Origin of the sequence: Actinomyces gaoshouyii (assembly GCF_002072175.1) — a bacterium.
In the GTDB taxonomy this organism is placed as follows: domain Bacteria; phylum Actinomycetota; class Actinomycetes; order Actinomycetales; family Actinomycetaceae; genus Actinomyces; species Actinomyces gaoshouyii.
On record NZ_MVIV01000006.1, the window covers coordinates 120100 to 142549 of the forward strand.

Here is a 22450-nt window from a genome sequence, read left to right on the forward strand (position 1 = left end):
ATGACGATCCCCGGCCTTATCGAGGCCGACCTGGGCCCCCGCGCCCGCGGGTACTTCACCTCCCGCGGCGCGGGGGCCTCTCGCCTGCCCGCACCGATCGATGCGGGCTACGCCGGGCTCAACCTCGCCGACCGCGTCGGCGACGACCCCGCTCATGTCGCCGCCTGCCGTGCCTGGTTGGAGAGCACCGTGGGCCTGGAGGGCGGGGACATCGCCTGGATGAACCAGGTCCACTCCGACATCATCGCCCATGCCCGGCGGGGGAGCGCCCCGACCGCCGACGCCCTCATCCTCGACGCGCGCGCTGAGGAGGCCTCTGCCCGGTCCCCGCGCGGCGCGGGCGTGCTGGTCGCCGACTGCGTGCCACTGCTGCTCGCCTCCGCGGATGGGCGCCTGGTGGCCGCGGTCCACGCCGGCCGCAGGGGCATGCTCGGCGGCGTCGTGCCCAGGACGGTCGAGGAGATGACGCGGCTCGGGGCAGATCCGTCGGGAATCAGCGCGGCGATCGGTCCGAGCATCTGCGGGCGCTGCTACGAGGTGCCCGGAACCATGCGCGACGAGGCCGCCGCCGTCGAGCCGGCCTGCGCCTCCACCACATCCTGGGGGACCCCCGGCCTCGACGTCGCGGCCGGCGTTATCGCCCAGCTTCAGCGCTCCGGTGTCGCGCGGATCGCGCCGGGCGAGTGGTGCACCTTCGAGGATGAGCGCTTCTTCTCCTACCGCCGCGAGGGAACCACGGGGCGCCTGGCTGGTATCGTCCTGACAACAATCTGAGAATTGCCTGATCGTAGGGGTATTGCCTCATGGTCGCTTCGAGGACACGCCGTGCCCAATCACCGACGCTCGCTCCGATGACCGATAACGTCGCCCACACCGGGAGGCCAGGGGACGCCCGGGGGAGCCAACGGAGAAGGAGCCAGCTATGAGCGCACTGCGCAAGGTGTCGACATTCCTCGGGTACACCGAGCCCGAGCGGGAGCTCTACGCGGAGGACGAGGAGGTCTACGCCCCCGTCTTCGATCAGGTGGCCGAGGAGGCCGACCCCGAGCCGTCGGCCCCGAGCGCCTATGAGGCCGCTCTGGAGCCGGTGTCGGTGCCCGATCTGCGCCGCATCGTCACCGTGCACCCCTCCACCTACAACGAGGCCCGCGTCATCGGCGAGGCCTTCCGCGACGGCGCGCCCGTCATCATCAACCTCACCGGCATGAGCGAGGCCGAGGCCCGCCGGATGGTGGACTTCTCCGCCGGGCTCGTGCACGGCCTGCGCGGTGCCATCGAGCCCATCACGCCCCGCGTCTTCCTGCTCACCCCCGCGAGCGTCGAGATCGACGACGGTGAGGCCGAGGAGCGCGACCGCTTCTTCAACCAGAGCTGAGTCATAGGGGTGGAAGCGCTGCATTCGGTCATTTCGATCATCAGTAGCCTGCTGAGCATCTGCATCCTCATCCTCGTGATCAGGGTGGTGCTCGACCTGGTGACCGTGTTCGCCAGGTCGTGGAGGCCCACCGGCGCGGTGCTCCTGCTGGCCAATCTCGTGTACTCCCTGACCGACCCCCCGCTGCGCTTCCTCAGGCGGCGAATCCCTGCTCTCACTCTGGGCTCCTTCGGGATCGACCTGAGCTTCCTGGCGCTCTGGTTCGGCATCATGATCGTCCAGTACCTCCTGGTGATCCTCGACAGGCTCCTGTGAGGGGGCGCTCATGAATCCTGGTGACCTGCTTCTTCCCACTTCTGGCAAGGGGATCGATCTGCTCCGGGTGTGACGAGGACAGCGTGATTCGCATCCCTCTCCGGCCCCGCGCGGCGTCAGTTCAGGTACTGTAGTCAACGTGAGTCACCGGTTGATCCGGTGCTTGTGACAATGTCCGTAACGACACCGAGGTGACGATATGACGCTGCTGACAGCAGACGACGTCCTCAACAAGAAGTTCCAGGCGACGAAGTTCCGCGAGGGTTACGAGCAGGACGAGGTCGATGAGTTCCTTGACGAGGTCGTCGAGGCGATGCGCCAGCTCGAGGCAGAGAACGTCGAGCTCAAGGCGAAGCTGGATGCCGCGAACCGCCGCATCGAGGAGCTCTCCCAGGCCGCTCCTGCGCGCACCGGTGCCGCCTCTGCTGCGGCTGCCGCTCCGGTTGTCAACGAGCCCTCGGCGGTCTCCGCTCCCACCGCTTCCCCGGCGCTGTCGGCCATGTCGGCCATGGGCGTCAACGGGGACGAGCCCGGTGCTGCCTCCGGCATGCTCGAGCTCGCCCAGCGCCTGCACGACGAGCACGTGTCCAATGGTAAGGCTGAGGGTGAGCGCATCGTCGCTGAGGCCCGCGCCACTGGTGAGCAGATCGTCCGCGACGCCGAGGACCAGCGCAACCGCACTCTCGCCCAGCTCGAGAAGGAGCGCTCCGGCCTGGAGCACAAGATCGACGAGTTGCGCCGCTTCGAGTCCGACTACCGGACCCGCCTCAAGAGCTACCTCACCAACCTCCTCACCAATGTCGAGGAGGGCTCCAGCACCGAGGCCGGCCACATCTGATCGGCCCGGCGCCCCGCGCGCCGGCACCGCATGCCCATCGTCGAGGGCGGCGACCCCAGCCGGGTGGCCGCCCTCGACGTGTGGGCGCACCGCGCTGACTCTTGGAAGAACCCATGACCGACGACGACATCCCCCAGATCCACTCCATGCCCTCGGCCGACTCGAGCACCGGTCCCGTCGACCTGGGCCCGGTCCAGGTCTCCGGTCCGTCTGCGGACACCCCCCCCGGCGGGCCCGCGCCTCTCGTCGACCCGGGCGGGCCGGGCGGCCCCGCCAACCTCGCCTCCGAACGCGACGGGGCGCCCACCCGTGGAGCGAGCGGCCCGATCGGCCGCATGGGCGCGCCGGCGATCGTCTGCCTCATCGCCGCGATCCTCGTCGCCGTCGATCAGGTGACGAAGCTGTGGGCCGTGGCGGCCCTGTCCGGGCACGCGCGGATCCCGATCATCGGCGATCTGCTGGGGCTTGTCCTCGTTCGCAATCCAGGTGCCGCCTTCTCCCTGGCCACGGGCCAGACCTGGATCTTCTCCGTCGTCGCGCTCGTTGTGGTCGTCGTCGTGATCCGGGCCTCGCGCGAGCTCGGGGCGCGCGCGTGGACGATCGCCCTGGGCCTCGTGCTCGGCGGGGCCGTCGGCAATCTCATCGACCGGCTCGTGCGCGCACCGGGCCCCCTGCGCGGGCACGTCGTCGACTTCATCGACTACGGGGGGCAGTTCGTCGGCAACGTGGCCGATATCGCGATCGTCGGCGCGGCCGGGGCCATCATGGTCCTGTCGGTCCTGGGCATCAATCTCGATGGCACCCGCGCGGGCGAGGACGACGATCATCACGGCGCCGTCACTGCCGCGGGCGCGGCGATCGGGCCCGAGGGGGGCGGCGAGACGAGGAGGTCCCGGCGGGCACGGCGGCGCGATGAGTCGGGGGCACGGGCATGAGCCTGCGCCTCCTGCCCGTGCCCGATGGGCTCGATGGCGAGCGCGCCGATGCCGCCGTCTCCCGCATGACGGGTCTGTCCCGCTCCAAGGCCGCCGAGATCTGCGCCAACGGCGGAGCCAGGATGGCAGGCTCCCCCCTGGGGAAGTCGGATCGCGTGGTCGGTGGCGCGATGCTGGAGATCGATCTGCCCGATCCTCGGCCCGCTGGGCCCGTGGCCACCCCGGTGGAGGGGATGGGGATCCTGTACGAGGATGAGGACATCGTCGTCGTCGACAAACCGGCGGGCGTGGCCGCGCATCCGTCGATGGGCTGGGATGGCCCGGACGTGCTCGGCGCGCTCAAGGCGATGCGCGTGCGCGTGGCGACCTCCGGCGCGGCGGAGCGGCAGGGGATCGTCTCGCGCCTGGACGTGGGCACCTCCGGGGTGATGATCGTGGCCAAGGGGGAGCGCGCGTACTCCGTGCTCAAGCAGGCATTCCGGAGCCATGATGTGGACAAGGTCTACCACGCGCTCGTCCAGGGGCATCTCGATCCGCCGTCGGGGACGATCGACGCGCCGATCGGCCGGCATCCGAGCCGCGAGTGGAGGATGGCGATCATCGACGGCGGACGGGAATCGATCACCCACTACGACGTCATCGAGGTCATGCCGCGGGCCTGCCTGGTGGAGGTGCACCTGGAGACGGGGCGCACCCACCAGATCCGCGTGCATATGGCGGCGGTGGGACATCCCTGCGTCGGGGATGAGACCTATGGGACGGATGCGGCTCTCGCGGAGCGGGCCGGGCTGGTCCGGCAGTGGTTGCACGCCGTGGAGCTCGGCATCGACCACCCGATCACGGGGGAGTCGATGCGCTTCCGCTCGGAGTACCCGGAGGACCTGGTGCGCGCCCTCGAGACGATGAGGGCCGTATGAGCCTGGTGGGGACGGCGGGGCTGCGGATCGCGCCGGCGACGGCAGCGATCGAGCCGATCCGCTTGACCAGCGCGGTCGGCGATGAGTCGGGGCCCGGGGCCGACGCGCTGCGCCACGGCGCAGCGGAGGTGCGCCTGGAGGTCTTCGTCGACGAGCAGGATGTGCCGTTCGTGGAGGAGATCGACGCTCGGGACTTCGAGACGTCGACCATCCATCTGCTCGCGCGGGGAGCTGACGGGACACCGCTGGCAACGGGGAGGATCCTCCTGGATCCCGAGCATTCCGGGCGGGTCCACCTGGGGAGGCTGGCGGTGCGCCGGGTCTGCCGGGGCACTGGACTGGGCGCCCGAATGGTGGCGGCCCTGGAGGAGGTCGCCCTGGAGAGAGCCGGGGTGCGCGGCGATGATGCGGTGAGCGTCACGGTGGTGCTCTCCGCCCAGGAGCGGGCCATGGGCTTCTACAGGCGCTGCGGCTACGAGGTGATCAGCGGCGAGTCCTACCTCGACGCCGGCATCCCTCACCAGGACATGGCCAAGACGATCACACGGCGGATTCGTACTGGGCTCGTTGATGAGGCCTCCTCATGATGGCGAGATTTGAGGATTCCTTTTTCTGGCATTAGGTCGCTATCTGCAACGGTGCAGGTCAGTGAGATGCTGTTCGTGCCGGTGCCGCGCTGTGGGCGGTGAAGGGGCGAGCAATCCTCAAACCTCGCCATTTCTCGGCCGGTCGGAGCCATCGGCTCGGGTGACGGCGCGGGCCCCTGCTCGCGCCCCTCGCCGGGGCCTAGGATGAGGTCATGGCAGGTGCGAGCAGCGAGCAGGAACAGAAGACTCCGGCGGACGACTTCGTCCACCTCCACGTCCACACCGACTACTCCATGCTGGACGGCGCGGGCAAGATCAAGGACTACGTCGCCGAGGCCAAGCGCCTGGGGCAGAAGGCGCTGGCCATCACCGACCACGGCTACATGTTCGGCGCCTACGAGTTCTACGCCGCGGCCCGCAAGGCCGGGATCAAGCCGATCATCGGCGTCGAGGCCTACGTGACGCCCGGGACCTCGCGCCATGACAGGACCCGTGTTTTCTGGGGCGACGAGTCCCAGCGCTCCGACGATGTCTCAGCCCGAGGGTCCTACACCCACATGACCCTGCTGTCCCGGGACAACGAGGGCCTGCACAACCTCATGCGCCTGGACTCCTTCGCCTCACTCGAGGGCCAGATGGGCAAGGCGCCCCGCATGGACCGCGAGCTCATCAGCCGCTACGCCAAGGGCCTCATCTCCTCAACCGGCTGCCCCTCATCCGAGGTCCAGACCCGCCTGCGGCTCGGCCAGTGGGAGGAGGCCCGTCGGGCCGCGGGCGAGCTCCAGGACATCTTCGGCAAGGAGTACTTCTACGTCGAGCTCATGGACCACGGCCTCGAGATCGAGCGGCGAGTCACCAAGGACCTCCTGCGCCTGGCCAAGGAGATCGGTGCGCCCCTGCTGGCCACCAACGACTCCCACTACGTGCGCCCCGAGGACCGCACCATCCAGGACGCGATGCTGTGCATCAACTCGGGCTCCGTCCTGTCCGACCCCGACCGCTTCAAGTTCGACGGCGACACCTACTACCTGCGTCCCGGCCGCGAGATGCGCGAGCTCTTCAAGGAGATGCTCGAGGCCTGCGACAACACCGTTCTCGTCGCCGAGCAGTGCGATGTTCACTTCGCCACCGTCGACGATGGCGCCTCCTTCATGCCCGTCTTCCCCGTCCCTGAGGGCGAGACCATGGAGTCGTGGTTCATCAAGGAGTGCTGGGCCGGCATGGACAAGCGCTTCCGCGGCCAGATCCCCGAGGACTGCCGCAAGCAGGCCGAGTACGAGATCGACGTCATCGTCCAGATGGGTTTCCCCGGCTACTTCCTCGTCGTGGCCGACTACATCAACTGGGCCAAGGCGCGCGGCATCCGCGTCGGACCCGGCCGCGGCTCCGGCGCCGGCTCCATGGTCGCCTACGCCATGGGCATCACCGAGCTCAACCCTCTCAACCACGGGCTCATCTTCGAGCGCTTCCTCAACCCCGAGCGCATCTCCATGCCCGACATCGACGTCGACTTCGACGAGCGCCGGCGCGACGAGGTCATCGAGTACGTCAAGGACAAGTACGGCGCCGACCAGGTCAGCCAGGTCGTCACCTACGGCGTCATCAAGGCCAAGCAGTCCCTGAAGGACTCCAGCCGCGTCATGGGCTACCCCTACGCCGTCGGCGACCGTCTCACCAAGGCCATGCCCCCCACCATCATGGGCAAGGACATCACCATCAAGGGGATCTTCAACCCCGAGGACGAGCGCTACGGGGAGGCCGAGGAGTTCCGCAAGCTTCACGCCGAGGACCCCGATGCCCAGAAGATCGTCGAGCTCGCCAAGGGACTGGAGGGCATGACCCGCCAGTGGGGCGTCCACGCCTGCGCCGTCATCATGTCGTCGGCGCCCCTGACCGACATCATCCCCATGATGCAGCGCCTTCAGGACGGTGCCTACATCACCCAGTTCGACTACCCCACCTGCGAGCACCTCGGCCTGCTGAAGATGGACTTCCTGGGTCTGCGCAACCTGACGGTCATCTCCGACGCCCTGGACAACATCGTCGCCAATGGCAAGCCCGCCCTCGACATCGACCACATCGAGCTCGACGACCGCGCCACCTACGAGCTCCTCTCCCGGGGGGAGACCCTCGGCGTCTTCCAGCTCGACGGCGGCGGCATGCGCACCCTTCTGCGTCTCATGAAGCCCGACAACTTCGAGGACATCTCGGCCGTCGGCGCCCTCTACCGCCCCGGTCCCATGGGCGCGGAGTCCCACACCAACTACGCCCTGCGCAAGAACGGCCTGCAGGAGATCACCCCGATCCACCCCGAGCTCGCCGACGCCCTCGAGCCCATCCTCGGCACCACCTACGGCCTGATCGTCTACCAGGAGCAGGTCATGAAGATCGCCACTGACCTGGCGGGCTTCACGATGGGCAAGGCCGACGCACTGCGCAAGGCCATGGGCAAGAAGAAGATGGACATCCTGAACAAGATGTTCGTCGATTTCGAGGCCGGCATGGTCGCCAACGGCTTCTCCAAGGATTCGGTCCGTACCCTGTGGGACGTCGTGGTCCCCTTCGCCAAGTACGCCTTCAACAAGGCGCACTCCGCGGCCTACGGCGTCGTCTCCTACTGGACCGCCTACCTCAAGACCCATTACCCGACCGAGTACATGGCGGCCCTGCTGACCAGCCAGAAGGACAACAAGGACAAGCTCGCCGTCTACCTGGGGGAGTGCCGCCACATGGGCATCACCGTCCTGCCCCCGGACGTCAACGCCTCCCGCGCGCGCTTCGCCGCCGTTGGGGGGGACATCCGCTTCGGGCTGTCGGCCGTGCGCAACGTGGGCCTGAACGTCGTGGAGGCCATCGTCAAGGCCCGCAAGGAGAAGGGCGAGTTCACCTCCTTCGAGGACTTCCTCGACAAGGTCCCCGCCGTCGTGTGCAACAAGCGCACCATCGACTCGCTCATCAAGGCCGGCGCCTTCGACTCCCTGGGCAAGTCCCGCCGCGCGCTTCAGGCCTGCCATGAGGACTTCGTCGACGAGATCATCGGCGTCAAGCGCAACGAGGCCGCCGGCCAGTTCGACCTCTTCGCCTCCCTCATGGGCGACGGCGGAGCGGACGGCGCCGATGACCCCTTCTCCTCCGGGCCAGTGTTCTCCGCCGAGATCCCCGACCTGCCCGAGTGGGACAAGCGGGACAAGCTCGCCTACGAGCGCGACATGCTTGGCCTCTACGTCTCCGATCACCCACTGCTCGGCATCGAGCCCCTCCTCGCCAAGCTCTCCGACACCGAGATCTCCGAGCTCGTGGAGGATGACGAGCGCCCCGATGGCGCCATGGTCACCATCGCCGGCCTCATCACCGGCCTCACCCGCAAGACCACCAAGCAGGGCAACCTGTGGGCCATCGCCCAGGTCGAGGACCTGGGCGGCTCCATCGAGGCCCTCTTCTTCCCCTCCACCTACCAGACCGTCTCCACCATGCTGGCGCCGGACACGGTGGTCACCATTCGGGGCAAGCTCACCCGCCGCGACGGCGCCGTCTCCCTCTACGCCCAAGAGCTCACCCTCCCCGATATCTCCAGCGCCACCCATGAGGCCGTCACGCTCACCCTGCCGACCAACCGCTGCACCGGTCCGCTGGTGGAGAAGCTGCGCGATCTCCTCCAGCGCCACCCCGGCGCGAGCGTCGTGCGCCTCAACCTGACCAGCCCCGGGCGGGAGGTGCGCACCCAGCTCGCCCCCTCACTGAGGGTGGAGGCATCTCAGGCCTTCTACTCGGATGTCAAGGCCCTCCTCGGGCCGGGGTGCCTCCATCGCTGAGAAATCACTGGACGGGCTCTGGCCGGGCGCTGATCGCCTGGCCTCTGGGGAGGGCTCCCCTCGCGGTGCGGGGCCGTCCTCGCTCAAGGAGACCTGATCGCCTCGATGGGCAATGGCCGAACCGCTTCCGTCCTCCCGCCGGCGGCCCACGGATCTCTCCGCGCCCGCCTCAGGGCTCGGCTCTCACCCGTGCTCCCGCCGATCCCGAGGGGAGGGCGATCTCGACAGTGTCACCGTTGGACAGGCGATGCCCTCGGCGCCTCTCCACCTCGCCATTGACACTCACATCGCCCGACTGGATCGCGATCCGGGCCTCGGCGCCGTCCTCGACGAGGCCGGCGAGCTTCAAGAACTGGCCCAATTTAATCTCTCCGCGAACAAGGATGGCGGGGTACATCGTGTCACTCATGAGCCGATTGTGGCAGGTGTGACTAGTGGTGCGCATGTGGTGCTTGACGGCGTGTCGGATCGATCGCGCAGGGCTTCTCCTGGTGCGGATTGGCCGTGAGTGAATGGTTCCTTGGAGGATCCTGAAAGGCTCCTCCTGGGAGCCCAGAAAGGCGTGAATGCGCACTATGTCACCGTTTTGAGGCTCCTCGTAACGGTACGGTTACGGAGTCCGACCACCACCAGGAGACGACGACACAATGATGCGCCGATACCGTCGATACACAGCACTGCTCGCCATCCTCTTCCTCGGAGCGGCGGCCCCGGGGCTCGTGGCCCCGGCAGCCGCCGCGCAGGAGTCAGTGATCCATGTTTCAGCCTCCTCCGGATCCGATTCCGGCGATGGCTCCACCGCCAAGCCCTACAAGACTCTCGCCGCCGCCCTCAAGGCGGCGGGCTCCGGGCAGGTCGTGGAGCTCGCCGATGGCACTTACCGAGAGGGCAATATCTACGTCGACAAGGGCGTGACCATCCGCGCCGCTTCCGGTGCCACCCCGGTCCTGTCCGGCGCCGAGGTGCCCACCTCGTGGTCTAACAGGGGCGACGGCACATGGTCGACGGGCTACGACATGGTGCGCTTCTGCGACGTGTGCACCACCAACGCCAACCCCGCGGTCGAGGGCATGGCGGCCTACCCCGAGCAGGTCTTCGTCGACGGCAAGCCGCTCACGCAGGTCGCCTCGAGGGGCGAGGTGAATGCCTCCTCCTTCTACGTCGACGACCCGGACCCCGTGACCCTCAAGAAGTCGGGCAACTCCTACGCCGGCTTCAACTCCAAGCCGCACCGCGGCACTTCCTACGTCATCGGGGTCGATCCCTCCCAGCACACCGTCGAAGTCGTCCAGCAGCACCGCGCCCTCACCCTCCACGGGGCGAACGCGACGCTGTCCGGAATCGTCGTCGAGAAGTACTCCCCACTCCAGCGCTGGGACTACAACGATCCCGAGATCGGTGTCTTCACCGGTGGCGGTGCCGTTGTCGTGTCCAAGGGCGGCCAGACGATTGAGAACAACACCTTCCGCTACTCCGCGGCCGGCAGCGCGCTGAACCTGGCCAGCGCGCCGAATGCCAAGGTGACCGGGAACCGCTTCGAGAACAACGGCGGCGCCGCTCTGAACGTCAACACCTCCTCCGGCGCGGTCATCGAGAAGAACTACTGGCAGGGCACGAACTCCGCCGGGTTCATCACGACCGGCTGCGGCGCCTACTGCACCATCGCCGACACCAAGGTGACGCACTCGGAGAACGTGCGCTACGCCTTCAACACCGTGGATAACTCGGCGTCGGGCAAGGACGCCTCGCTGCCCCAGAACAACGAGAGCGTGCAGACCGCCGCGATCTGGTTCGACGAGGGCGTCATCAACTCCGACATCGTGGGCAACCACCTCATCAACGTCCCCCTGGGGATCATCGACGAGGTCTCCTCCCGCAACACCATCGCCTCCAACATCGTCAACGGCGCGGGAACTGCGATCAGGGTTCAGGGATCCGACAACTCCGCGGTGTGGAACAACACCGTCTCCCACGCGCTGACCAGCCTCGTGGTGCGCGAGGACAACCGCTCCAAGGGCTGCAACGACAGGAGCGCGGACGGGACCTGCACCGCGGTGGAGGCCTGGAGCTCCAAGCACGGCCTGAGCTGGGACACCAAGAACACAGTGGTCGCCAACAACATCTTCTCCTCGGAGCAGACGCAGGGCGCCTCCGATGACCCCTGGCGCTACGCCTCCATGGTCAACGTCGACGGCGACGCCAACCGCCGCGCCCCTGGTGCCGTCTATGCCAACGAGATGATCTCCAGCATCGACCACAACGCCTACTACCGTCCGCAGGGCGGTGACTACAACTTCCTGCACTGGTGGCAGTACGGGACGAGCTCGAAGAACGAGGCCTTCTACTCCCAGGATCTGAAGACCTTCACCTCGAACAAGGGTGTGACCACCGGCGGCAAGGAGAGGCACAGTCTCGACCTGCGCGGTAACCCGGACGCCAATCCGCTGTTCACGAAGGAGGCCGACGGCGCGAACTGGAAGGCCTCGGACTTCCGCCTCAAGTCCGGAAGCCCGGCCTCCGGCGCGGGCGAGGCCCTGCCCTCCGCGATCGCCCAGAAGGTCGGTGTCGATGCCGGCACTGCCGTGAACATGGGTGCCCTGGTCAATGCCGCTTGGAATGGCGAGCAGCCCGCTGCCGCCCAGGCGGCGGACGCCAACGCTGCGGCGGCGCAGGCCCAGGCGCCCTCTGCCGCACCCACCACGGGCGGCGCTGCGGCGGCGCAGGCCCAGGCGCCCTCTGCCGCACCCACCACGGGCGGCGCTGCGGCGGCGCAGGCCCAGGCGCCCTCTGCCGCACCCGCTCAGGCGGCAGCCCCTGCTGCCAAGGAGACTCCGGCCGCCAAGGCAGAGGCGGCCGCCTCCCGGGCCGAGATCGCCCAGGACGTCAAGCCGAAGGCCAGGACCCTCATGGTCGGCGGGGCCTTCGCCTCGCTCCTGGCCAGCATCCTCGGCCCGTTCCTGCGGCGCTGGTTCCTGTCGATGCGCGCATGAGCGGATCGGGGGAGGAGCCCCTGGCGATCGCTGTCGGCGCGCGCTATCCGGTGGGGGAGCGGCAGTACCTGCTCTCCGAGCGGCTGGCGCGCGCCGTCGCGCGCTGCCGGGAAGTGCTCATCGAGGTGGCCGGGAACCGGGATGTCATCACCTACGGCGAGCTCAGCGACGAGATCGCAGGGGCGGTTCCGCCCCACCGCATGGGGCCGCTGCTGTCGATGATCGCCCATGACTGCGCCGCCCGCGGCGAGCCCAGCCTGGCCTCCCTCGTGGTGTCCGCTGGTACGGGCGAGGTCTCGACCCCGGATGCGCGTTGGGCGCCTCCCAATCGCCGGGCCTGCTGGGATCTGTGGTCCAGCCGCTCCCGGAGCGCAGTCCCCGGTGCGACCCGCGGCCGCGAGAGTGCCGCTGCTCAGGCCTCCGAGGCGGTGGTCGCCGGCGACTCGGCGCTGTCGTGGCCGTCGTCATCGCCGCGATCGCTATCCGAATCGCCGGCGTTGCGGATGCGCAGGGGCTCCAGTCCCGGGTGATCGCGCAGCCCCTTGGCGCCGAAGAGCGCGTAGACCGCCGCCACGGCGGTCACCGCCGAGGCGGGGCCGGCCAGGCGGAGGGGCGAGACCGATTCGAACTCCAGGATGAGCTCGCCCGCGGGCAACTGCGGGCGGATCGCGACGATCGCGTCGTAGTGGAAGCTCAGCCAATGCAGGTCGTTGCGCTGGACGAGCACGCGCCGCTGGGTGACCAGCGCTCGGACGGACTGGTTCTCCCTCCACTGATGCCTCGGCCGACTCCTGGTCCACAGTCGGTGGCGCTGCGCCAACGGCACGGCGTCCAGCCCCGCCGACGCCCCGCCGGATCCACCGCCGACTCCGGTACCGGGCAGGAGAGGATGGGCCTTCTCGCTGTAGTACCGGGCGTACTCGGAGGGGCAGTCGGCCAGCACCTGCTCGTTCGTGTCGATCGCGACATCCCAGGGGCGCCCCAGGTCGAAGGCCCCGCCCAGGGCCAGGCCCCGGGCCACGGCCCTCGCCTGCTCCTGGGAGGCAACCAGTCCTGCGTACCATTCGAGCGCCTGGGACTCCGCTGCGTTCGGATGGCCGGAGTGGAACCGGTGGGCCCGCCATGCGCGGCGCAGCAGCCCGGCCAGCCTGATGAGGGTCAGCAGCGCGAAGAGCGCCATCACGGTCGCGCCGCCGCCGACGAGCACCGCCGTGTACCGGGGCGCCGCCAGCTGGGAGGTGCCCGCCCACAGCGCGGTCGCGCCGAGGAGGGCGCCGATGATCGGGGGCAGGATTCCCGCCCAGTCCCTCCCAGCGGGCATCGCGGGTAACGGCATGCGGGGCATGCTCATGGCAGGACTCCTCGTCGTCAGGGATAGCAGGGGGCTCGATCGCCATAAGGTTATCGTTTCGTAATCATCCGTATTGCTCCTTCGGTCCCTGGCGAGCCCCCCGCCGGCAGGGGGCTCCAGGCGGCATCCAGGCTCCGGTCGGGGGCGTGAGCCGCCCGTCCTTGCCGATAACCTGTGCCCATGCTGACCCGCATCGACCTGCGTGACACCGACCTCACCCCTCATCAGCTCGCCCAGCGCCTGCCGCGCGCGGCCCTGGACGTCGCCGCCGCCCTGGAGACGGTGGCGCCGATCATCAGTGATGTCAGGGCGCGGGGCGCCGCCGCCCTGCGGGATCTGGCTGAGAGGTTCGACGGCGTCCGCCCCGAGCGCCTGCGCGTGCCGCAGGAGATGATCCAGCGCGCTGTCGACGGCCTCGATCCCGCCGTCCGAGAGGCCCTGGATCTCTCGATCGCCCACAACCGCGCGGGCCACGCCGCCCAGATGCCCTCCGAGCGGGTCACGCGCATCATCGATGGCGGGATCATCACCCAGCGCTGGATCCCCGTCCGGCGGGTCGGCCTGTACGTCCCGGGGGGACTTGCCGTCTACCCGAGCTCGGTGGTCATGAATGTCGTCGCGGCTCAGGTCGCCGGGGTGGAGAGCGTCGTCCTCGCCTCGCCGCCCCAGGCCGAGCACGGAGGGCTGCCCCATCCCACGATCCTGGCGGCCTGCGGCCTGCTCGGCGTCACCGAGGTCTACGCCGCGGGCGGCGCCCAGGCCATCGCCATGCTCGCCTACGGCGCCCAGGCCGAGACCGGGGTCGATGAGGGGATGAGCGCCGAGGGTGTTCTGTGCGAGCCCGTCGACGTCATCGCTGGGCCCGGCAATGTGTACGTCGCCGCAGCCAAGCGCGCCGTCCTCGGTGACGTCGGCATCGACGCCGAGGCCGGGCCCACGGAGATCGCCATCCTCGCTGACGCCTCCGCGAATCCCGAGTACGTCGCGGCCGACCTGCTCTCCCAGGCCGAGCACGACCCGAATGCGGGATCAGTGCTCATCACCGACAGCGCCGGTCTCGCCGATGCCGTCGACGCCGTACTCGAGCGTCGACTCGCGGCGACGCGGCATCGGGAGCGCGCCGCGACCGCCCTGGGGGGCGCCCAGTCGGGGGTGGTGCTCGTGCGGGACCTGGAGCAGGGCATCGCCGTGGCCGATGCCTACGCTGCCGAGCACCTCGAGATCCAGACCGCGGATGCGCCCGACGTGGCGCGCCGCATTCGCAACGCCGGGGCGGTCTTCGTCGGCCCCTACAGCCCCGTCCCGCTCGGCGACTACCTCGCCGGCTCCAACCACGTCCTGCCCACCGGCGGCACGGCGCGGTTCGCCGCGGGGCTCAGCGTCATGGTCTACCTCAAGCCCGTTCAGATGATCGAGTACAGCGCCGAGGCCCTGGGAGCGATGTCCGGCCCGCTTGCGGCGCTGGCCCAGGCGGAGGATCTTCCCGCCCATGCCGAGGCTGTTGGCGCGCGTTTTCACGGCCGCGATTGAACTCGTATCTGGAATCCGCGCCGAGCACCCATCCATGGGTGCTCGGCGCGGATTCTCGTCCCAGGGAGGATTGGGCCTCCTACTTTCGTCCATCCGCGCTGATGAGATTCGTGGGGAGCGGTCGTCGCCGCGATTCCAACGCGCTTTTGGTGGTGGCGATCGAATAATGATGAGAACGTGATAGACGCGACTGAATTCTGTCCTCGGGAGCCGAATGGGCCGCTGGCCATGGCTGATATTCCAACAGGCATGTGATATATCACAACTCGAACATGTTCAAATTGTATGTTCCCACAGTGTTGTTCTCCTATATCAAATCGTTATCTTCGGTTCAGATGCGTCCGGACCCCATCTGGATGTGTTCCGGTGCGAACGATCATCATCGTGGTTCCGCCCTGATCCCTTGAGTCGAAATGACGGTGTGATGAGCAGTTGCTCCCTGATTCTTGTGCATTCCCCATGGCTGCCCGGTCCGGGCGCCATGGCGCGCATTCTTGCCATCGTCGGGACGATTGCGCACATTCTCACGCTTCTCGCCGGACTCCTCTTCGCCGTCGTGGCCGTCGCCTGGCTGTGGGTGAACCTCGTCGGGGCCCTCAGGCGGACCCTCATCGGCTGGTACAGGGGGCCGGGCCGCAGGAGGGGTGCATGATCGGCGGCGTCGCCAACGACCCTGTCGCGCTGGTCGGCCACTGGGGCGCTGTGGTCATGATCGGGACGGGTCTGCTCTACGTGCTCGTCCTCCTCCTCATCTCCAGGCGGTCGCCGCGGATCGAGCGGCCCCGGCATTCCGGCAGCTCCCGGGCGAAGGACATCCTGGTCGTCATCCTCATGCCGTGCCTCAATGAGGCCGAGGTCATCGGCGCGAGCGTTGGCCGCCTCCTCGATATCCCCGATGACAAGTTGCGCATCCTCGTCATCGATGACGGCTCCGACGACGGAACCGCCGATGTCGTGCGGGCGATTCCAGATCCGCGCGTGAGCGTCATGCGCAGAGTCCCCCCGCGCGCCCGCCTCGGCAAGGGCGAGGCCCTCAACGATGCCTTGGGCCACGTGCGCGACATATGGGGCGGGGATCCGGGCACCGATGTCGTGGTCGGGGTGGTCGATGCCGATGGCCGCCTCGAGCCGCAGGCCATCGATGAGGCCCGGTGGGCCTTCCGCAATCGGCGCATCGGCGCCGTGCAGTTCGGCGTGCGGATCAACAACCGTTTCTCCTCGCTGCTCGCCCGCATGCAGGACATGGAGTTCGTCATCTTCACCGAGGTCTTCCAGAGGGGCAGGCGCCATCTCCGCAGCGTCGGCATGGGCGGTAACGCGCAGTTTGCTCGCCTCGACGCCCTGAGCGCGCTGGGCGAGAGGCCCTGGACCAAGTCGCTCACCGAGGACTTCGACCTCGGCGTCCGGCTCAACGGCACCCGATGGGTCAACGACTTCCGGCCCACGGCGGCGGTCCACCAGCAGGGCGTCACCAGCCTCAGGAGGCTTCTGCGCCAGCGCACGCGCTGGTTCCAGGGCAACATCCAGTCCCTCGACCTCCTCGGGCGGGCCGCGCGCGAGCAGCGCGGCCTGGCCCGGGCGGATACCACCTGGCAGATCCTGACGCCCTACGTGCTCCTTGCGGCCTCGCTGCTCATGGCCTCGTTCGGGATCACCGTTGCCATCGTGGTGTCCAAGGCGGTGCTCGGTCACAGCCAGACCTGGTGGTGGCTGCTCAGCGCCTACCTCCTCGCCTTCGGCCCTGGCCTCGTGTTCGGCGTCCTGTACTGGAGGATCGAGCGCTCGGAGGGGCTCGGCCTCCTCAAATCCCTCTGCTACGCGCATCTCTTCGTCCTCTACGGGCTCCTCCCGGCGCTCTTCGGGTGGAGAGCCCTGCTGCGCGAGATCGTCGGGCGCACCGGGTGGGCGAAAACTGCTCGGGAGGCCGAGAAGTCCGCGGATGGCGCAGAATCGGCGGTGCCGGCGGCCGAGCTGGCGACTCGGCAGGAGGTGCCGGCGACTCGGGCGGCGGAGGCTGGAGCGGCTGGAGCGGCGGCGCTTCCGCAGGACTTCCGCATCCCGCCCGCGCTCGTGCGAGTCGATCGCCTCCCGCCGCGCTTCCCCCGGACCGTCCCTCCCGGCATCCAGCGCTCCCCGCGCCCGCCGACCACCAGCGAGCACCACGAGGTGGCTGCATGAGCGCTTCGGAGCTGTCCCCCCGGATCGGCGCCCCGCCGGAGGAGCCCGCCCGCGCCGACGAGCGCGTACCCGCCTCGCCCGCCCCGACGCCGGACAACGGCGCGAGGTCCGCGCTGCTGCGCCGCAGGCTCGTGCTCGGGGGCGCCCTCATGTCGCTCATCGGGGGAGGGGGCGCGCTCGGATACCGCTACTTCTCCACCCAGGAAACCAGCTGCGATGACTGGCAGGTCCTCTTCGACGGCTACGGCGATGCCACGTGCCAGGGCGGCGCCCTGCACCTCGCCCCCAACCCGGCCACCGAGGACGAGCGCACGCACGCGGCCCTGGCCATCTCGACGACCGCCTCCATCGCCGACAGGACCACCCAGACGATCACCTCCATGATGACCACGGAGAAACAGCTGCGCCAGGGCACGGAGCCCAACCCCTGGGAGGTCGCCTGGCTCATGTGGTCCTTCCAGGACAACGAGCACTTCTACGCCCTCGCCCTCAAGCCCAACGGCTGGGAGGTCTCCAAGCAAGACCCCGCCTACCCCGGCAACCAGCGATTCCTCGCCTCCGCTCACGAGCCCTCCTTCGAGATCGGCGTCGCCCACCTCGCGCAGGTGCGGGTGGACACCACCGGCGATGCCGTCGCTTTCACCGTCACGGCGGATGGGCAGGACCTCGGTGTCATCGAGGACTCCGACAGCCCCTACCGCAGTGGTCCGGTGGGGGCCTACACCGAGGACGCCGTCGTCACCTTCGCCGCGACCACCTACTCGCGCAACTGACCCGATCTCAAAGGAGCGCCGATGACCATCGAGCCGACGACACCCCCCGATCAGCCGCGGCAGGACGCGCCTCTGAGGATCATGCTGGTCTATGGCACGAGGCCCGAGGCCATCAAGGTCGCCCCCCTCATCAACCGGATGCGGGCCGATGAGCGCTTCGACCCGGTCGTCGTCGTCACCGGGCAGCACCGCGAGATGCTCGACCAGGTCAACGACTTCTTCGGCATCGCACCCGACATCGACCTCGATATCCACTCCCCGGGCCAGAGCCTCACCCGGGTCACCACCCGGTGCTTGGAGGGCGTGGGTCGGGCCCTGGAGGAGCGCCCCTGCGATGCCGTCCTGGTTCAGGGCGACACCACCTCGGTCTTCGCCGCGGGGCTGGCCGCCTTCTACCACTCCACCCCCGTCCTCCACCTCGAGGCCGGGCTGCGCACGGGAACGATCTCCTCGCCCTTCCCCGAGGAGGCCAACCGCAAGCTCGTCGGGCAAATCGCCTCCCTACACCTGTGCCCGACGGCGACCAGCCGGGACAACCTCCTGCGGGAGAACGTCGATCCCGCCTCGCTTCGCGTCACGGGCAACACTGTCATCGATGCCCTGCTGGAGGCGGTCGCGAGGCCGACGCCCCCCGCCGACCGGGTCCTGCGCGAGGCCCTCGAGGACTCCTCGCGCCGGGTCGTGCTGGTGACCGCGCACCGGCGCGAGTCCTGGGGCGAGCCCATGGAGGGGATCGGCAGGGCGATCGCCCGTCTCGCTCGCGCTCACCCCGACGCCCTCATGGTCCTGCCCGCCCATCGCAACCCGATCGTCCGTCAGGCCCTCCTGCCGCGGATCGAGGGGCTGCCCAACGTCGTGGTCACCGACCCCCTGGAGTACGGGGCCTTCTGCTCGCTCATGAACCGAGCGCATATCGTTCTCACCGACTCCGGGGGCGTCCAGGAGGAGGCCCCCGCGCTGTCCAAGCCCGTCCTCGTCATGCGCGAGAGCACCGAGCGCCCCGAGGCCATCGACTACGGCGTCGCCAGGCTCGTCGGAGCCGACGAGGAGCGGATCGTCGAGGCCGTGACCACCCTGCTCACCGACGGCGCCGCCTACACGGCCATGGCCCAGGCTGCCAACCCCTACGGCGACGGCAGGGCCTGCGAGAGAGTCATGGCGGCGATCGCCGCCCTGTTCGGCAGGGGGGAGCCCCTGTCGGACTTCGAGCCCTCCCGCGCCTGACCCGAACCCTGACCGACCCTCACCCCGACAAGGAGATCCCCTATGACAATGACGACCCACGCGCGCCGGCGCTGCGCGGTCCTGACGGCCCTCGTGGCGCTCAGCGCCTCGATCGGCCTCGTCGGCTCCGCCCAGGCGGCCTCTGGCGCCCCGACCGCGATCGGCGCGGCTCTCGCGCCCGCGGCGGACAACCCCGCCGATGACCTCGGCTGGGCGGACACCCCGCTCGAGGCGCCGCCCGCGCCCGCCGCCGCCCGGGCCGAGGCCCTTCCCCTGGCCGGGGATGGAGCGGGGCTCGATCTCGCCGCCGCTCCTGCCGCGCAGGCCGCTCCCCAGATCCGCGACCTGCGCGCCGACCCGCCGGCGGTGCCGAGCCGCGCCGTGACCTACTCCAACCAGGACGCCGGCCCCGCCTCCACGCTGGTCCTCTACGACACCACCGGGCAGTGGAGCAAGCTGGGCGAGTACTACGCCATGGCCATGGGCAACCTGGCCAGCCACTCCGGGCTCGTCACCGCCCTGCCGGTGGCCGACTACCGGGCCGGCCTTGCCGGGCACTACACCAACGTCATCTACACCGGGTCGACCTATGACGAGCCCCTGCCCCGCGCCTTCATCGACGATGTCCTGACCGGCAACGTTCCCGTCCTGTGGTCCGGGTTCAACATCTGGCAGCTCGTCAAGACCGACGCCGACCGGGCTGCCTTCACCGCCCGCTTCGGATGGGACGCCGCCACGTCCTACGTCGATGCCACCGACCGCGTCACCCAGGTGGAGTACAACGGCCAGATCTTCGGCCGCAATGAGCTGAACAAGGGCGGCATCATCGCCCCCCACATCACCGATGCGGGCGCCGTCGCCGTGCTCGGCAGGGCCCTGTGCTCCTCGGCCGACGGCGCCGCCGCCCAGTGCGCCAGCATCGCCCAATCGGGCACGACGTCCTTCCCCTGGGCGGTGTCCTCCGGGGGCCTGACGTTCATCGGCGAGGTCCCCGTCACCTATATGAGTGAGCAGGACCGCTACATCGCGGCGGCCGACATCGTCCTGGACTCCCTCCAGCCCGGCGCCGAGCAGATCCGCCAGGCGGCCGTGCGCATCGAGGACGTCGGCCCCGACACTGATCCCGCCGAGCTCCAGGCGATAGTGGACTACCTGTTCTCCCAGGGAGTCCCCTTCCAGATGGCGGTCTTCCCCAAGTACGAGGATCCGACCGGGGCGAAGAACGACGGCACTGCGCAGTCGATGACGCTCAAGGACACCCCTGAGCTCGTCGCCGTCCTCAAGGACGCCGTCGGCAAGGGCGGCACCATCATCCAGCACGGAACCTCCCACCAGTTCGGCGAGCTGCGCAACCCCTACAACGGCGTGTCCAGCGACGACTTCGAGTTCATCCGCTCGTGGTGCTCCGATGAGAAATCCCCGGACGCTCCGGTGGCGCCCTGCCAGCAGAACTCCTGGGTGCAGATCGGCGGGGAGCTGCCCGGAACGAACGCCAAGTGGGCCAAGAAGCGCGTCAAGGACGGCCGCAAGTACTTCAAGAAGCTCGGCCTACCCACTCCCGAGATCTTCGAGACCCCTCACTACTCGGCCTCCCGCAGCGGCTACGAGGGCATCAACAAGGTCTACTCCACCCGCTACGAGCGCGAACTCATGTACGCGGGCACCCTCACCGGCAACCCTGGCGGGCCGCACGATTACATCGGCCAGTTCTTCCCCTACTCGGTGAACGACCCCTACGGCACGCATGTCCTGCCCGAGAACCTGGGCAACTACGAGCCCAAGGACATCAACAACCACCCGCCGCGCTCGGCCCAGCAGGTGATCGACTCCGCTCGTCTCAACCTGGCGGGAACGCACGCGACGGCGAGCTTCTTCTTCCACCCCTACTACCCGCTGAGCGAGCTCAAGACGATCGTCGAGGGCATCAAATCCCAGGGCTACACCTTCGTGGCTGCCCAGGACCTTCGATGACGGATCCCGGCAGCCCCCCAGCGGGCCCGGGGGACGGCGCAAGCCGCCTCCCGGGCCCGCCCAGCGCTCCAGAGGACACCGGGCGGGGGAGGATCACGCGCCGCCGGGCCCTGCTCGCCGCCGGGGGCCTGGCGCTCGCCGGTGGGGCTGCGGGTGCGCTGATGACGTGTCGTGGCCTGGACGACGCGAGCCCCACCACCACCATCACCCTGGTGCTGCGCGACACCGATGGCGCGCCGATGACCCTGGCTCAGGCGCGTGCCATCCAGTCTGCGGGCACGGGCGAGGACGGCTACGACGACGCCCTCCTGGACTCCACGACCCTCGAGGTCATCACGATCGGGCCCCTCTACGAGGAGGACGGGGAGATCCTCGTCGACGTGCCCGAGGGCCGGGACTGCGCCCTGTGCCTGTCCTGGCCCACCTCCCAGGGCTACTCCGCGCTGATCGCCGACCTGCCCCGCCAGGGCAGCGCCGAGGTCCTCACCCTGGCCGCCAGAGGCCTGCACCAGAGGCAGGGGGCGGCCCTCGCCGCCCTGGCCGACCGGAACGGGGCGACCGGCTCCACCGGGAGCGCGGCCAGCACCCTCGAGGCCCCGCGCCGCGCCCATATGGCGACCCAGTCCGCGATCGACTCGGGCATCGGCGACGAGCAGGGGGCGCGCCTCCTCGAGCTCGCCTCCGCCGCCCAGGTCGCCCTCGACACCGCCCTCATCGGCGCGGCACCGCCGGACGCCCTCATCGGCGCGACGCTCACCGAGGCACCCAGCCCGGAGCAGCGGGGCGCCGTCATCGCCGCCACCGGCTCTGGAAGGCGGGGCGCCGTGCGGCTCGTCCTCGACGACGCGAGCGCCCCGGCCCTCGCCGCTTGGCGTGAGGCGGCCGATGCCCTTCAGCGCGCCGGTATCCACGTCATGGGGCAGATCTGCGACTCCGAGGGCCTCGCCGCCTTGAGCGACTCGGAATTCGACAAGAGGGTCGACGCCGTGCTGGCCGCCTTGCCGGGATTGGACTCCTGGGAGGTCGGCAACGAGCTCGGGGGCGACTGGGTGGGGGAGGACCCGGTGGGGCGCGCGGCGCGCGCGGCGCGGGCCGTGAAGGAGCGCACCGGCGCGCTCACCGTCCTGACCCTCTACTACCAGCTCGGGCAGGCAGCGGCCCAGGGGGCCCTGTTCAATGTGGCGGCCTCGCTTGCCGGTGGCGAGCTCATGGAGCTCGTCGACGTCATCGGCATCTCCGTCTACCCGCAGTCCCACCCGCTGGGGACCGCGGCGGATCGGGTCATGAGCACCCTGGCGGATCGTTTCCCCGGCAAGCGAGTGGCCGTCACCGAGCTCGGCTACGGAGGGGCGGACCTGGACGAGGGGCCCTGGTGGTTCGGGTCCCGCGAGGATGCCGACGCCGCCCGGATCACCCTCATAGCCCAGGTGACGGGCGCCGCCCTGGGCCGCCCCCAGGCCTGGGGGGCGCCTTTCTGGTGGTACTTCCTGGACGACGAAGAGGCCGGCGCGAGCAGTGCCGATGGTACCGACGGGAGCGGCGGTGGGGGCTCCGCCGGAGGACCCGGGGGCCTCGGGCCGGTGGGGCGCTCGCTCAAGCGGGCATCGGACTGCGCTTCTGCCTCCGGATCCTGAGAGCGTGCCCATGCCGTCGG

Annotated in this window: 19 protein-coding genes; 17 read left to right on the forward strand and 2 right to left on the reverse strand. The window is 69.3% G+C overall.

The genetic code is table 11. The annotated features are described in order from the left end of the window. The 8 genes from pgeF to dnaE all read left to right on the forward strand — a co-directional run bounded on the left by pgeF (nucleotide 1) and on the right by dnaE (nucleotide 8779). Nucleotides 1–774, forward strand: coding sequence for a peptidoglycan editing factor PgeF (gene pgeF, locus B1H50_RS06795; RefSeq protein WP_080463020.1), 774 nt, complete (start codon nucleotides 1–3; stop codon nucleotides 772–774). 148 nt (nucleotides 775–922) lie between these two features. Beyond that, nucleotides 923–1375 carry a cell division protein SepF gene (locus B1H50_RS06800; RefSeq protein ID WP_080463021.1) on the forward strand — a complete coding sequence of 151 codons (453 nt, stop codon included), beginning with the start codon at nucleotides 923–925 and terminating at the stop codon, nucleotides 1373–1375. A gap of 9 nt (nucleotides 1376–1384) precedes the next feature. Further along, a complete protein-coding gene (locus B1H50_RS06805; protein WP_080463022.1) occupies nucleotides 1385–1690 on the forward strand; it encodes a YggT family protein in 306 nt (101 codons plus the stop codon). A 199-nt stretch (nucleotides 1691–1889) separates the two neighbouring features. Beyond that, complete coding sequence (locus B1H50_RS06810) at nucleotides 1890–2528, forward strand: DivIVA domain-containing protein (protein ID WP_080463023.1); 639 nt, start codon at nucleotides 1890–1892, stop codon at nucleotides 2526–2528. Between the two features lie 113 nt (nucleotides 2529–2641). Further along, the gene (lspA, locus tag B1H50_RS06815) at nucleotides 2642–3463 is read left to right on the forward strand and encodes a signal peptidase II (RefSeq protein ID WP_373284831.1); all 822 of its coding nucleotides are present in this window, start codon (nucleotides 2642–2644) and stop codon (nucleotides 3461–3463) included. Beyond that, a complete protein-coding gene (locus B1H50_RS06820) occupies nucleotides 3460–4380 on the forward strand; it encodes an RluA family pseudouridine synthase (protein WP_080463024.1) in 921 nt (306 codons plus the stop codon). Before lspA ends, B1H50_RS06820 begins: the two co-directional genes overlap by 4 nt. Then, nucleotides 4377–4967, forward strand: coding sequence for a GNAT family N-acetyltransferase (locus B1H50_RS06825; RefSeq protein WP_080463025.1), 591 nt, complete (start codon nucleotides 4377–4379; stop codon nucleotides 4965–4967). The genes B1H50_RS06820 and B1H50_RS06825 overlap by 4 nt, the downstream gene beginning before the upstream one ends. Nucleotides 4968–5179: 212 nt before the next feature. After that, nucleotides 5180–8779 (forward strand): DNA polymerase III subunit alpha, encoded by a 3600-nt coding sequence (dnaE, locus tag B1H50_RS06830; RefSeq protein WP_080463026.1) that lies wholly within the window; start codon nucleotides 5180–5182, stop codon nucleotides 8777–8779. A gap of 169 nt (nucleotides 8780–8948) precedes the next feature. On the opposite strand, the gene B1H50_RS06835 is transcribed toward dnaE, so the two are convergent. Continuing rightward, entirely contained in the window at nucleotides 8949–9188 is a 240-nt protein-coding gene (locus B1H50_RS06835) for an RNA-binding S4 domain-containing protein (RefSeq protein ID WP_080463027.1), read from the reverse strand. Between the two features lie 238 nt (nucleotides 9189–9426). On the opposite strand from B1H50_RS06835, the gene B1H50_RS06840 reads away from it, so the two are divergent. Both B1H50_RS06840 and B1H50_RS06845 read left to right on the forward strand, forming a co-directional pair. After that, on the forward strand, nucleotides 9427–11769 hold the full coding sequence (locus B1H50_RS06840; protein ID WP_080463028.1) for a right-handed parallel beta-helix repeat-containing protein: 2343 nt from the start codon (nucleotides 9427–9429) through the stop codon (nucleotides 11767–11769). Beyond that, nucleotides 11766–12299, forward strand: coding sequence for a hypothetical protein (locus B1H50_RS06845; protein WP_373284832.1), 534 nt, complete (start codon nucleotides 11766–11768; stop codon nucleotides 12297–12299). The genes B1H50_RS06840 and B1H50_RS06845 overlap by 4 nt, the downstream gene beginning before the upstream one ends. Here the strand turns inward: B1H50_RS06845 and B1H50_RS06850 are convergent. Further along, nucleotides 12182–13120: a hypothetical protein gene (locus B1H50_RS06850; RefSeq protein ID WP_143231768.1), complete on the reverse strand. Its 939-nt coding sequence runs from the start codon at nucleotides 13118–13120 to the stop codon at nucleotides 12182–12184. The two genes, B1H50_RS06845 and B1H50_RS06850, sit on opposite strands and share 118 nt — an antisense overlap. A gap of 180 nt (nucleotides 13121–13300) precedes the next feature. Here B1H50_RS06850 and hisD point away from each other — a divergent pair, with 180 nt between their 5' ends. From hisD to B1H50_RS06885, 7 genes are all read left to right on the forward strand, one after another. Then, nucleotides 13301–14650, forward strand: coding sequence for a histidinol dehydrogenase (gene hisD, locus B1H50_RS06855; RefSeq protein WP_080463030.1), 1350 nt, complete (start codon nucleotides 13301–13303; stop codon nucleotides 14648–14650). 481 nt (nucleotides 14651–15131) lie between these two features. Next, complete coding sequence (locus tag B1H50_RS06860; RefSeq protein ID WP_164505201.1) at nucleotides 15132–15302, forward strand: hypothetical protein; 171 nt, start codon at nucleotides 15132–15134, stop codon at nucleotides 15300–15302. Next, complete coding sequence (locus tag B1H50_RS06865) at nucleotides 15299–16828, forward strand: glycosyltransferase family 2 protein (RefSeq protein WP_080463032.1); 1530 nt, start codon at nucleotides 15299–15301, stop codon at nucleotides 16826–16828. The genes B1H50_RS06860 and B1H50_RS06865 overlap by 4 nt, the downstream gene beginning before the upstream one ends. Then, nucleotides 16825–17601, forward strand: a complete 777-nt coding sequence (locus B1H50_RS06870) for a hypothetical protein (RefSeq protein ID WP_229658000.1) — start codon at nucleotides 16825–16827, stop codon at nucleotides 17599–17601. The genes B1H50_RS06865 and B1H50_RS06870 overlap by 4 nt, the downstream gene beginning before the upstream one ends. Nucleotides 17602–17622: 21 nt before the next feature. After that, nucleotides 17623–18825: a non-hydrolyzing UDP-N-acetylglucosamine 2-epimerase gene (gene wecB, locus B1H50_RS06875; RefSeq protein WP_080463033.1), complete on the forward strand. Its 1203-nt coding sequence runs from the start codon at nucleotides 17623–17625 to the stop codon at nucleotides 18823–18825. Between the two features lie 42 nt (nucleotides 18826–18867). Continuing rightward, nucleotides 18868–20796, forward strand: coding sequence for a DUF2334 domain-containing protein (locus tag B1H50_RS06880; RefSeq protein ID WP_080463034.1), 1929 nt, complete (start codon nucleotides 18868–18870; stop codon nucleotides 20794–20796). A 161-nt stretch (nucleotides 20797–20957) separates the two neighbouring features. Further along, complete coding sequence (locus B1H50_RS06885; RefSeq protein ID WP_188640751.1) at nucleotides 20958–22430, forward strand: Tat pathway signal sequence; 1473 nt, start codon at nucleotides 20958–20960, stop codon at nucleotides 22428–22430. Nucleotides 22431–22450 lie beyond the last annotated feature (20 nt).